Origin of the sequence: Streptomyces sp. NPDC085866 (genome assembly GCF_044541035.1) — a bacterium.
In the GTDB taxonomy this organism is placed as follows: Bacteria; Actinomycetota; Actinomycetes; order Streptomycetales; family Streptomycetaceae; genus Streptomyces.
Map to the genome: position 1 here is coordinate 402817 of NZ_JBITSQ010000008.1, position 12707 is coordinate 415523.

The 12707-nt window shown below is 73.0% G+C and carries 9 protein-coding genes and 1 riboswitch; of the genes, 1 reads left to right on the forward strand and 8 read right to left on the reverse strand.

The genetic code is table 11. The annotated features are described in order from the left end of the window. Positions 1-80 precede the first annotated feature (80 nt). Positions 81-812, forward strand: a complete 732-nt coding sequence (locus ACIF83_RS22660) for a ZIP family metal transporter (RefSeq protein WP_393482047.1) — start codon at positions 81-83, stop codon at positions 810-812. Positions 813-823: 11 nt separating this feature from the next. On the opposite strand, the gene cobI is transcribed toward ACIF83_RS22660, so the two are convergent. The 8 genes from cobI to ACIF83_RS22700 form a co-directional block, all read right to left on the reverse strand. After that, on the reverse strand, positions 824-1573 hold the full coding sequence (gene cobI / locus ACIF83_RS22665) for a precorrin-2 C(20)-methyltransferase (RefSeq protein WP_399729319.1): 750 nt from the start codon (positions 1571-1573) through the stop codon (positions 824-826). Then, a complete protein-coding gene (locus tag ACIF83_RS22670) occupies positions 1570-2949 on the reverse strand; it encodes a cobyrinate a,c-diamide synthase (RefSeq protein ID WP_393482053.1) in 1380 nt (459 codons plus the stop codon). Before ACIF83_RS22670 ends, cobI begins: the two co-directional genes overlap by 4 nt. Then, the gene (gene cobO, locus ACIF83_RS22675) at positions 2943-3542 is read right to left on the reverse strand and encodes a cob(I)yrinic acid a,c-diamide adenosyltransferase (protein WP_097255411.1); all 600 of its coding nucleotides are present in this window, start codon (positions 3540-3542) and stop codon (positions 2943-2945) included. Before cobO ends, ACIF83_RS22670 begins: the two co-directional genes overlap by 7 nt. Continuing rightward, positions 3542-5548, reverse strand: coding sequence for a putative cobaltochelatase (locus tag ACIF83_RS22680; protein ID WP_399729324.1), 2007 nt, complete (start codon positions 5546-5548; stop codon positions 3542-3544). Before ACIF83_RS22680 ends, cobO begins: the two co-directional genes overlap by 1 nt. Further along, positions 5545-9198 (reverse strand): cobaltochelatase subunit CobN, encoded by a 3654-nt coding sequence (cobN, locus tag ACIF83_RS22685; RefSeq protein WP_399729327.1) that lies wholly within the window; start codon positions 9196-9198, stop codon positions 5545-5547. Before cobN ends, ACIF83_RS22680 begins: the two co-directional genes overlap by 4 nt. Further along, positions 9195-10763: a cobyric acid synthase gene (locus tag ACIF83_RS22690; protein WP_399729330.1), complete on the reverse strand. Its 1569-nt coding sequence runs from the start codon at positions 10761-10763 to the stop codon at positions 9195-9197. The genes cobN and ACIF83_RS22690 overlap by 4 nt, the downstream gene beginning before the upstream one ends. Next, positions 10760-11704 carry a cobalamin biosynthesis protein gene (locus ACIF83_RS22695; protein ID WP_399729332.1) on the reverse strand — a complete coding sequence of 315 codons (945 nt, stop codon included), beginning with the start codon at positions 11702-11704 and terminating at the stop codon, positions 10760-10762. Before ACIF83_RS22695 ends, ACIF83_RS22690 begins: the two co-directional genes overlap by 4 nt. 99 nt (positions 11705-11803) lie before the next feature. After that, positions 11804-11947: riboswitch (cobalamin riboswitch) on the reverse strand. Positions 11948-12454: 507 nt separating this feature from the next. Continuing rightward, positions 12455-12682 carry a hypothetical protein gene (locus tag ACIF83_RS22700; RefSeq protein ID WP_393482068.1) on the reverse strand — a complete coding sequence of 76 codons (228 nt, stop codon included), beginning with the start codon at positions 12680-12682 and terminating at the stop codon, positions 12455-12457. Between the last annotated feature and the right edge of the window lie 25 nt (positions 12683-12707).

Sequence of the window (12707 nt, forward strand, 5' to 3'; positions counted from 1 at the left end):
CGGGGGATATGTCAGGTTTTGGGGGCATGTGGAAGGCGCCGGATGTGCGCGAAGGCGCCTCCATCGGATAGCAAGGGCCTATGGCGGTCTTTGTCGCGCTCGGCGCGTTCCTGATGACGCTGGCCGGCGGCTGGACGGCACAGCGCGTGACCGACCGTCGCCACCTGGTCCTGGGTCTGGCCGGCGGTCTGATGCTGGGCGTGGTCGGCCTGGACCTGCTGCCGGAGGCGTTGCGCGCCGCCGACCGCGAGATCTTCGGCGTACCCGCGGCCCTGCTGCTGTTCGTGGCCGGTTTCCTGCTGGCCCACCTGGTGGAGCGCACGCTGGCCGCGCGCCAGGCGGCGCACGGGGGCGACGAGCACAACCATCGCGCGCCCGAGGTGGGCCTGACGGCGGCTGCCGCGATGGTCGGCCACAGCGCGATGGACGGGGTGGCGATCGGCGCGGCCTTCCAGGTGGGCGGCGGCATGGGGGCCTCCGTCGCGCTCGCCGTGGTCGCACACGACTTCGCCGACGGCTTCAACACCTTCACGATCACGAGCCTGTACGGCAACGCGCGGCGCCGGGCGATAGGCATGCTCGTCGCCGACGCCTTCGCACCCGTCGTGGGCGCGCTGTCGACCGTGTTCTTCCACATCCCCGAACCGCTGCTGGGCGGTTATCTCGGCCTCTTCGGCGGCGTCCTGCTGTATCTCGCCGCGGCCGAGATCCTCCCCGAGGCCCACCACGAGCACCCCGCCCGCTCCACCCTGCTGTGCACGGTGGCTGGCGCGGCCTTCATCTGGCTGGTGGTCGGCATCTCCGGCGGCTGACCGCAGCGGCCTCACAGCTTCCCGCCCCGCCCGCCGTCCCGCAGCGGCGGTGCGATCAGCGTCGACAGGTACGGCAACGGCTCGCCGTCCAGCTCCGCGGCCGGCCGCACCGACTCCTGAGGCAGCCCGAGCGCCGAGCCCCATACGGCGTCCCCGATCCGCCCGGTCTCCCGCAGCGCCTCGGCGACCTCGGCGGCCTGCCGCCCGAACTTGTATGCCACGACGGTCCCCGGCCCGGCCAGCGCCTCCTTGAGCACCGCCGAGCCCGCCGTCACCGGCACGAGCGTCAGCGGCTCGGTGCCCTCGGTCAGCACGGCCCCGGACCTGGCCGCCAGATCCTGCATGGCGGTGATCCCGGGCACGGTCTCCACCACGACATCCGGCACCAGCTCCGTGATGGTCTGCGCGAGATACGTGAACGTCGAGTACACGTTCGGATCCCCGATGGTGGCGAAGGCGACGGACCCGTGCCGCCGCAGCAGCTCGGCGACCCGCTCGCCCGCCGCGTCCCAAGCGGCCTCCCGCCGCGCCCGGTCGGTCCGCTCGTTCAGCGCGAACACCACCCGGGCGACCTTCTCGGCGGGCACGTAGTGCAACACGGTCGCCTCGGCCCGCCCCCGCTCCCCGCCGTCCTGTCCGTCAGGAGCAGCCATCACCGGTACGACGACGACGTCCGCCGCGCGCAGCGCGTTGACTCCCTTGACGGTCACCAGCTCCGGGTCACCGGGACCGACCCCGACACCGACCAGCCTGCTGCTCATGACGTCCGGCACCTCTCCACGAACCTACGGGCCACACCGGGCTCGGACGCCCAGTGCGTATGCAGATAACTCGCGTGCACGCCCTGCTGTACGAAACCTTCGACCCGCCGCACCGGGGTGCGCACGCCCCAGGCGGGAGCGGGCCCCGACCCGGGCTCGACGACCGTGCGGTGGAACTCGTGCCCCCGCATCCGGGTCCCCGCGACGGCCAGCACACTGTCCCCGACGGCCACCGCGTCCCGGTACCCCAGAGTGAGCCGTTCGCTCATCCGCGCGGTGGCGTCCAGCACCCCGCACATGGGCTTCCCGTCCAACTCCCGGCAGAGATAGAGCAGCCCGGCGCATTCGGCGGCGACGGGAGCACCGCTGAGAGCGAGCTCGGCGACGGCCTTGCGGAGCGGCTCGTTGGCGGACAACTCGGCGGCGTACACCTCGGGGAAACCGCCCCCGATGACCAACCCGGCTGTGTCTTCGGGCAGTTGCTCGTCCCGGAGCGGGTCGAAGGTGACCACTTCGGCACCGGCTGCGGTCAGCAGCTCGGTGTGCTCGGCGTAGGAGAAGGTGAACGCTTCCCCGCCGGCGACAGCAACTACGGGTCCTGGCCTCTCAGCCGACCGGGTCGGGTGGTCGTGAGTGGGCAAGGCGGGGGTCCAGGGGGCGGAGCCCCCTGGTACGGGACCCGCGGCACGGGCAAGTGCCTCCAGCGCGACCAAGTCGCAACCACGGGCCACTTGCGCCGCCATGGCCCCGACGGAGTCGACCGCGGCGGAGTGCCGCTCGGCGACCGGTACCAACCCCAGATGCCGGGAAGGCGTATCCACCTGAGCGGCCCGCCGCAGCACACCCAGCACAGGCACCCCGGCCGAATCCAACGCGTCCCGCAGCAGCTCCTCATGCCGGTCGGAGCCCACCTTGTTCAGGATCACGCCCCCGACCCGCACCTCCGGATCCCAGGAAGCGAACCCGTGCACCAGCGCCGCCACCGACCGTGACTGCGACGACGCGTCCACGACCAGCACCACCGGCGCCCGCAGCAACTTGGCGACATGAGCCGTGGACGCGAGTTCCCCCTCGCCCGCGGCCCCGTCGTACAGCCCCATCACACCCTCGACGACCGCGAGGTCACACCCGGACGCCCCGTGCAGGAACAGCGGAGCGACCAGCTCAGGGCCGCACAGGTAGGCATCAAGGTTCCGCCCCACCCGCCCGGTCGCGAGCGCGTGATACCCGGGGTCGATGTAGTCGGGCCCGACCTTGTGCGCAGACACGGCGAGCCCCCGCGCGGCGAACGCGGCCATCAGCCCCGTGGCGACGGTGGTCTTGCCGCTGCCGGACGACGGCGCGGCAATGACCAGCCGGGGAACGGAACTCACCACTCGATGCCCTTCTGGCCCTTCTGCCCCGCGTCCATGGGGTGCTTGACCTTGGACATGTCGGTGACGAGGTCGGCGAAGTCCACCAGCTTCTCGGGCGCGTTACGACCGGTGATCACCACATGCTGGGTCCCCGGCCGGTTCCGCAGGACGTCCACGACCTCGTCCGTGTCGACCCACCCCCAGTGCATCGGGTAGGCGAACTCGTCCAGCACGTACAGCCGGTACGTCTCGGCCGCCAGATCCCGCTTGACCTGCTCCCAGCCCTCCCGGGCCTTCTCCTCGTTGTCCATCTGGGCGTCCCGCTGGACCCAGGACCAGCCCTCGCCCATCTTGTGCCAGTCGACGGTGCCGCCCTCACCGGAAGCACCGAGCACGCGCAGCGCGTTCTCCTCGCCGACCTTCCACTTCGCCGACTTGACGAACTGGAACACCCCGATCGGCCACCCCTGGTTCCAGGCGCGCAGCGCGAGCCCGAAGGCGGCGGTCGACTTGCCCTTGCCGATGCCCGTGTGCACGACGACCAGCGGACGGTTGCGCCGCTGCCGGGTCGTCAGCCCGTCGTCCGGTACCACACTCGGCTGCCCCTGCGGCATTACGCGGCCCTCCTCGAAGTCCCGTGCGTCCCCTGCACATCCCTGACCAGCCCGGCGATCGAGTCGGCCCGCAGCTCGTCCAGCGTGACGGCCGTACCGCCCAGCTCACCCGCGAGCTGCCCGGCGAGCCCGAGGCGCACCGGCCCCGACTCGCAGTCCACGACCACCGAGGCGACGCCCTCGGCCGCGAACAGCCGGGCCGCCCGGGCCGCCAGCGCGACCGGCTCCGGGCCGCCGGTGGCCCGGCCGTCGGTGACCACCACGACCAGCGCCCGCCGCGCCGGATCCCGCAGCCGCTCCACCCGCAGCACCTCGTGCGCCTTGAGCAGCCCGGCAGCCAGCGGCGTACGGCCACCCGTCGGCAGCGACTCCAGCCGGGCCGCCGCGGCGTCCACCGACGAGGTCGGCGGCAGGGCGACATCGGCGGCCGAGCCCCGGAAGGTCACCAGACCCACCTTGTCCCGCCGCTGGTAGGCGTCCAGCAGCAGGGACAGCACGGCACCCTTCACGGCGCTCATCCGCTGCCGTGCCGCCATCGACCCGGACGCGTCGACCACGAACAGCACGAGGTTCCCCTCGCGCCCCTCCCGCGTCGCCTGCCGCAGATCGTCCCGGCGCAGCACCAGCCCGGGGCCGGACCGCCCGCGCACCCGCTGGTGCGGGGCCGCGGCCAGCACGGTCGCCGCCAGGTGCAGCTTGGTGAGCGTCCCGCGCGGCCGCCGGGCCCCGGTGGTCCGTCCGTGCTCGGTCCGCGCGCGCGAGCGCCGCCCGGCGGCACCCTCGCCGATCCCGGGCACGCTCAGTGCCTTCGTACGGAACGGCTCGGCGGCCCGTACGGCCTGTTGCTCCTGTGCGCCGGAGGCCTGCGACTGCCCGCTCTCACCGGCCTCGGGCCGCGCGGCGGTGTCGCCGCCGCCCTGCGGACCGCCGTCGGACTGCGGCGGCTGCCCACCGCCCCCGCCGGGGCCGTCCGGGTCGGGATCCTCGTCGTCCGGGCCGCCGAACTCCTCCAGGGTCTCGTCCAGCTTGTCCTCGTCGAGACCCGGCGCGTCGAACGGATTGCGCCGGCGCCGGTGCGGCAGCGCCAGCAGCGCCGCCTGCCGCACGTCCTCGGCGAGCACGTCCGTCCGTCCGGCCCAGGCGGCCAGCGCGGTCGCCGTACGCGCCATCACGATGTCGGCACGCATGCCGTCCACCTCGAAGGCCGCGCAGGTCGCCGCGATCTGCCGCAGCGCCCCGTCGCCGAGCCGCACCTGCGGCAGCAGTTCGCGCGCGGCCACGATCCGGGCCCGTACGGCGGCCTCCTCGTCGGCCCACCGCGCGGCGAAGCCCGCCGGATCGTCGTCGTAGGCGAGCCGCCGCCGTACGACCTCCACCCGCTGGTCCGGCTCCCGCGAGGCCGCGACCTCCACGGTCAGCCCGAACCGGTCGAGCAGCTGCGGCCGCAGCTCGCCCTCCTCCGGGTTCATGGTGCCGACGAGCAGGAACCGGGCCGCGTGCCGCACCGAGACGCCCTCGCGCTCGACGTAGGACGCGCCCATCGCCGCCGCGTCCAGCAGCAGGTCGACCAGGTGGTCGTGGAGCAGGTTGACCTCGTCGACGTAGAGGATCCCGCGGTGCGCGTCGGCCAGCAGGCCCGGCTCGAACGCCTTCACGCCCTCCGCCAGCGCCCGCTCGATGTCCAGCGCGCCCACCAGCCGGTCCTCGGAGGCGCCGACGGGCAGCTCGACCATACGCGCGGGCCGCGCCGCACCGGCCCCGGCCTCGTGCGGCCCGTCGGGGCAGGACGGGTCCGGCGCCGCCGGGTCACAGGAGAAACGGCACCCGGCGACCACGGACACCTCCGGCAGGAGCGCCGAGAGGGCCCGTACGGCCGTCGACTTGGCGGTGCCCTTCTCGCCGCGCACCAGCACACCGCCGACCGCCGGCGACACGGCGTTCAGCAGCAGCGCGAGCCGCAGGTCGTCCTGGCCGACGACGGCCGTGAACGGAAACGGGGTACTCACTTCTCGTCGCCCTCCAAGTCGCCTTCCAGCTCCAGGTAGGTGGCGCGCAGCCGCTCCAGCGTGTCCGCGTCCGGCTCGGCCCACAGCCCGCGGTCCGCCGCCTCAAGGAGCCGCTCGGTAATACCCCGCAAGGCCCACGGGTTGGACTTCTTCATGAAGTCCCGGTTCTCCGGGTCGAAGACGTACTCCGCGCTGAGCTTCTCGTACATCCAGTCGTCGACCACGCCCGCCGTCGCGTCGTAGCCGAACAGGTAGTCCACGGTCGCGGCCATCTCGAAGGCACCCTTGTAGCCGTGCCGGCGCATCGCCGCCATCCAGCGCGGGTTGACCACCCGCGCGCGGAAGACGCGGTGCGTCTCCTCGCCGAGCGTGCGGGTCTTCACCTGGTCGGGTACGGCGCTGTCACCCACGTAGGCCTCGGGGTTGGCGCCGGTCAGGTGGCGGACCATGGCGACCATGCCGCCGTGGTACTGGAAGTAGTCGTCGGCGTCGACCAGGTCGTGCTCGCGGGTGTCGACGTTCTTCGCGGCGACCGCGATCCGCTTGAACGCGGTCTCCATGTCCCCGCGCGCAGCCCGCCCGTCGAGCCCGCGCCCGTACGCGTAGCCGCCCCACACCGCGTACACCTCGGCGAGGTCGGCGTCGGAGCGCCAGTTGCGGGCGTCGATCAGCGGCAGCAGACCGGCGCCGTACGCGCCCGGCTTGGAGCCGAAGACACGGGCCGTGGCGCGCCGCCGGTCACCGTGTTCGGCGGTGTCCTCGTCGGCGTGTGCCTTCACGAAGTTCTGCCCGGCGGGCTCGTCCAGCTCGGCCACCGCCCGCACCGCGTCGTCGATCAGCCCGACCACATGCGGGAACGCGTCCCGGAAGAAGCCGGAGATGCGGACCGTGACGTCGATGCGCGGCCGGCCCAGCTCCGCCAGGGGAATCACCTCGAAGCCCGTCACCCGGCGCGAGGCCTCGTCCCAGACCGGGCGGCAGCCCAGCAGCGCCAGGATCTCGGCGATGTCGTCGCCCTGGGTGCGCATCGCCGACGTGCCCCAGACCGTGAGGCCGACGGACTTCGGGTACTCGCCCGTGTCCTGCAGATACCTCTGCACCAGCGAGTCGGCGAGCGACTGGCCGACCTCCCAGCTCAGCCGGGAGGGAATGGCCTTGGGGTCGACCGAGTAGAAGTTGCGGCCGGTCGGCAGCACGTTGACCAGACCGCGGGTGGGGGAGCCGGAGGGACCCGCGGGCACGTAACCGCCGTCCAGCGCCCGGAGGATGTGGCCGATCTCGTCGGTCGTGCGGGCGAGCCGGGGGACCACCTCGGTGCACGCGAACTCCAGCACCGCGACCGCGGCCGGGAGTTCGGTCCCGAGGACCTCACGGATCAGCGGCACGCTCTCGGCGACCGCCCAGGCGCGGGCCTCCATGCCCTCCGCGATCCGTCGGCACAGCTGCTCCAGCAGGTCGATCGTGTCGGCGGCCGTACGGGACGGGCCTTCGACCAGGTCCGTCAGCTCCACCGGCACCTTCACCGGCGCACCCGGCTCGGCCAGCAGCTCCTTCTCGACCAGCCCGAAGTGCTCGGCCAGCGAGGCCCGCAGCCCCGGCAGCGCGTTCGCCTGCCCGCCCCACACCTGCGAGGCGCGCAGTACGGCGAGGACCAGGTTGACGCGCGGCTCGCCGACCGGACCGCCGCCGAGGATGTGCAGACCGTCCCGGATCTGCACGTCCTTGATCTCGCACAGATAGCCGTCGATGTGCATGACGAACTCGTCGAAGTCGTCGTCCTCCGGCTGCTCGTCCACATGCAGGTCGTGGTGCAGCTCGGCCGCCTTGACCAGCGTCCAGATCTGCGCCCGCACGGCCGGTGCCTTCGCCGGGTCCAGATCGGAGACGAGCGCGTACTCGTCCAGCAGCTGCTCCAGCTTGGCCAGGTCGCCGTAGGTGTCGGCACGGGCCATCGGCGGCACCAGGTGGTCGACCACCGTGGCGTGCCCGCGCCGCTTGGCCTGTGTGCCCTCGCCGGGGTCGTTGACGATGAACGGGTAGATGAGGGGCAGGTCGCCGAGCACGGCGTCCGGGGCGCAACCGGCGCTCAGACCCAGGCCCTTGCCCGGCAGCCACTCCATCGTGCCGTGCTTGCCCATGTGCACGATCGCGTCGGCGCCGAAGCTGTTGTCGAGCCAGCGGTAGGCCGCCATGTAGTGGTGCGACGGCGGCATGTCGGGGTCGTGGTAGATCGCGATCGGGTTCTCGCCGAAGCCGCGCGGCGGCTGGATCATCACGACGACGTTCCCGAACTGCAGGGACGCGAGCACGATCTCGTCCCCGTCGACGTACAGGCTGCCCGGCGGCTCGCCCCACGCCTCCAGCATCGCGTCCCGCAGCTCCGGGTCGAGCTTGTCGAACCAGGCCCGGTAGTCGGCGAGCGGCACCCGTGCGGGCGCGGCGGCCAGCTGCTCCTCGGTGAGCCACTCGACGTCGTGCCCGCCGGCCTCGATCAGCCGGTGGATCAACTCGTCGCCGTTGTCCGGGTATGCGGTGAGCCCGTACCCGGCTTCCTTCAGGGCGTCCAGGACGCGTACCGCCGACGCGGGCGTGTCCAGGCCCACCGCGTTGCCGACCCGGGAGTGCTTGGTCGGGTAGGCGGTGAAGACCAGCGCGATCTTCTTGTCCGCGTTCGGCTTGTGCTTCAACTGTGCGTGCCGTACGGCGATTCCGGCCACCCGCGACGCCCGCTCGGGGTCGGCGACGTACACCGGGACGTCGTCCGGCCCCTGCTCCTTGAAGGAGAACGGCACCGTGACGAGGCGGCCGTCGAACTCCGGGATCGCGACCTGCATCGCCGCGTCCATGGGAGAGAGGGCGGCGTCCGACTCGTCCCAGGCGGCCCGCGAGGAGGTGAGGCAGAGGCCCTGCAGCACCGGGACGTTCAGGTCGGCGAGCGCCCCGATGTCCCAGGCCTCCTCGTCCCCGCCCGCCGAGGCCTGCGAGGCGTGCGTACCGCCGGCCGCCAGGACGGTGGCGACCAGGGCGTCGGCCTGCCCCAGCAGTTCGTACAGCCCGGCGTCCGCGCCGCGCAGCGAACCGCAGTACACCGGCAGGGCGTTGGCGCCCCGCCCCTCGATCGCCTCGCACAGCGTGTCCACGAAGGCGGTGTTTCCGCTCAGTTCGTGCGCCCGGTAGAAGAGGACGCCCACGGTCGGCCGGCCGTCCCGGATCTCGTACGAGCCGTGCACGCCGTACTCGGGCATCTTCCGCGGCTCTTCGAAGCCCTCGCCGGTCAGCAGCACGGTGTCGGACAGGAACCGGGCCAGCTCGGTCAGGTTCGCGGGGCCGCCCTCGACCAGGTACTTCAGGGCCTCCGCCACCACACCCGCCGGTACGGACGACTCGGCCATCAGCTCGGCGTCCGGCACCGCCTCGCCGCCCAGCAGCACGGTCGGCACGCCGGACGCCCGGAGCGCGGCCAGCCCGTCCTCCCAGGCGCGCTTGCCGCCCAGCAGCCGTACGACGGCGATGTCCGCGCCCTCGACGAGGCCCGGCAGCTCCTCCGCGACGTCCACCCGGGTCGGGTTCCCGATCCGGTAGCCGGAGCCGGAGGCCCGGGCCGCCAGCAGATCGGTGTCGGCGGTCGACAACAACAACACTGTGCTCATGCGGGCGCTCCCGGTGGAATGAAAGGCAGTCCTTGCGGCGCGCCCGACTCGATGAGCCGCCAGAGCGCGTCCGTGTCCGCGTGCTGTTCGATCAGGTCGCCGAGCCGGTCGAGCTGCTCCTCGCGCAGCGCGGCGAACGAGGTGTCGGGGGCCGGTACGAAGCGGCGCCCCGCGGCGGCCGCCACCTCGCGCAGGAAGGCCCGCCGGAAACCGTCCGACTCCAGGGAGCCGTGCCAGTGCGTGCCCCAGGTCTGACCGACCCGGCAGCCGTCCAGGCTGCGTCCTTCGCCATCGGAGATGAACGCCTCCCCTCCCGCTACGGAGGCGACCCCGTGATGGATCTCGTAGCCCTCGACCCGCTCCCCGAGGGCTTCCCCGGTCGGCCGGGTGAGGGTCTTCTCGCGGGCGAACCGCACCCGCACGGGGAGCACTCCGAGCCCCGGGACGCTGCCGGCACGCGACTCGACCTCGTCCTCGATGCGCTCGCCGAGGATCTGGAAGCCGCCGCAGACGCCGAGGACCGGGCGTCCCTCCGCGGCCCTTCTGACGAGGGCGTCCGCGAGGCCCCGCTCCCGCAGCCACGCGAGCGCCCTGACCGTCCCACGGGTCCCCGGGATCACCACGAGGTCGGCGTCCGCCAGCTCCTCCGGCCGGTCCACGAACCGCACCACGACGCCCGGTTCGGCGGCCAGCGCGTCCACGTCCGTGAAGTTGGACATGAGCGGGATCGCGCAGACGGCGACCCGCAGCACGTCCTCGCCGACTGGCGGGGCGGTGTTCGACTCCCGCACGGTCCCGCGCAGGGAGACCCTCCCCCACGCTCGGCTTCGCTCGCGCGGGGGGACCCCCATCCCGTCCTCCTCGTCGATGCCGAGCCCGTGCCGGAACGGCAGCACGCCGTAGGTGTGCCGCCCGGTGAGCCCGTGCAGCATGTCCAACCCCGGCTCCAGCAGGCTGACATCACCCCGGAACTTGTTGACCAGGAACCCGGCGACCAGCTCCTGGTCCTCCCGGGACAGCAGCGCGACGGTCCCGAAGAAGGAGGCGAACACGCCCCCGCGGTCGATGTCGCCCACCACCAGCACGGGCAGCCGCGCGTTCCGCGCGATCCCCATGTTCACGATGTCGGTGCGCCGCAGATTGATCTCCGCGGGCGAACCGGCCCCCTCACAGATCACCGCGTCATACGTGCCCCGCAACTCGGCCAGACAGTCCAGCACCGTGCCGAGCAGTCGCTGCTGGCGCCCCCCGTGGTACCCGCGTGCGCTCAGCTCGCCCACCGGCTTGCCGAGCAGCACCACCTGACTGCTCTGCTCGCCACCGGGCTTGAGCAGCACGGGGTTCATCAGCGCGGTCGGCTCGACCCGGCAGGCCTGGGCCTGCATGGCCTGCGCCCGCCCGATCTCGGCGCCCTCCCGGGTCACGAACGAGTTGAGGGACATGTTCTGCGCCTTGAAGGGCGCGACCTTGACGCCCTGGCGCACCAGCCACCGGCAGATCCCGGCCGTCACGACGCTCTTGCCGGCGTCGGAGGTGGTGCCGGCGACGAGCAGACCACCGTTCACTGCCCACGTCCCTTCACGAGTCGGCGCGCGGCGACCGTGACGCCGAGCGCGAGCAGGCCGACCCGGCGGGAGAGCCGTACGGCCCGGTCGATGTCGGTGACCCGGACGGCCCGCCCGGTGTCCCCGCCCAGTACGGGCCGGTGTTCGACGCGCCCGCCGTAGGAGAGCGTCCCGCCCAGCCGCACGCCGAGGGCGCCCGCGAACGAGGCCTCGACGGGCCCGGCGTTGGGACTCGGGTGCTTGCGGGCATCCGCCCGCCAGGCGCGCACGGCACCGCGGGGGTCCGGTCCGGCCGCGGCGGCGAGTACGGCGGTCAGCCGCGCCCCCGGCCAGCCGGCGACGTCGTCGAGCCGGGCGGAGGCCCAGCCGTAGCGCCGGAAGCGGGCCGACTTGTGCCCCACCATCGCGTCCAGGGTGTTGACGGCCCGGAACCCGAGCAGCCCCGGCACCCCGCCCACCGCACCCCACACCAGCGCACCCACCACGGCGTCGGAGGTGTTCTCGGCGACGGACTCCACGACCGCCCGGGCGATCCCGTCGGCGTCGAGGGCCTGCGGATCCCGCCCGCACAGATGCGGCAGCCGCGTCCGGGCCGCCTCGACGTCCCCGGCCTCCAACGCGCGCCCCACTGTCCGCGCCTCCCGGGCGAGCGAAGTACCCCCGACCACGGCCCAGGTGGCGGCGGCGGTCAGCGCGACGGAAGCCGCGGGGGAGCGGCGCACGGCCCGCTCGGCCACGGCCCCCAGCGCGACGGCACCGCCGGCGCACACGGCGGTGTGCAGCGCACCCCAGCCGCGGTGGTCGTGCCACAGCGCGCGTTCCACGGCGGCGGCCGCCCGCCCGAACGCGGCGACCGGATGCCCGCGGCGCGGATCGCCGAGGACCAGGTCGCCGACGATGCCGGCGGCGGCGCCGTACGCGTAGAAGCGATCGGCACCCATCGGCTCAGCCGGCCGTCGGGGCAGGCAAAACCCTGTTACTGAACCTCAATCGGCAGCCGCGCATGGCGATATGTCCTCACTCAGGGTGTCCGCGCCCTGGTTCGACGAGACCGGCGGTGAGAGTTCCTGGCTCCCGGGGGATTACTTCCCCGGTGACAGTGGCGGGACCGCGCCGGATTCGCACCGGCTTCCTCTCCTGCCGCCGTACATGGCCTGGGCAGTCCACCACGCGCCCGGAAGGGCCGTCAACTTGCCTTTGACCTGGGAAGCCGGACTGTGCTGAGGCCCACATCGCCGGCATGACGGGTGGCGCAGAGCGACCGGGGCGGGGTGAATTCCGGTCCCTCGGGCGGCATTCGGGGATCCCGCTCGTCCTCACGGACCGTGACCCCCTGCGGTAGCGCGTACGTCTCATACGGGATGCAACGGTCGTGGGAGGGGACACACGGTGGCGTACGTGGGCGAGATGCCGCTGGAGGTGGCGGGACGAAAGCCGCCGCTGGTCCTCGTGGCCCCGGGCCGGGATGTGCCGGCTTCTCTGCGACCCGGGCCGAGCACCTGATCGCCGACAGGGTGGGCACGTCGGCCGCGATCAGCACGGAGGCCGGTGTCGGACGGTGGCCCCGGTCGCAGGGGATGTCGGACATCTGCTCAGGTCCGCCGAGCCGCTCTCGGCCGTGGCGGACATGCGTCCGCCCTGTCGTTCCGACTGAATCGGTGCCGACAGGGCGGACAACGGGGACTTCGGCGTCAGGGCTTCGCCACGATCAGATAGATCCCGTACGCCACCGCAGCCGCACAAGCGGCGAAGCAGACGTACGCACCAGTCACGGCCAGCGCCGCGGACCCACCCTGCGCCGTGGCCTTCTCGCGGCGCGACAGGCCGTTGATGCCGAGGGTGAACAGGGCCACCAGGCCCACCGTGAACGCGAGGCTGACGCCGAAGACGGAGCCGAGGGCCGCCCAGTCGATCTTCATGGGGATGCTTCCTTCAGTTTCCGGG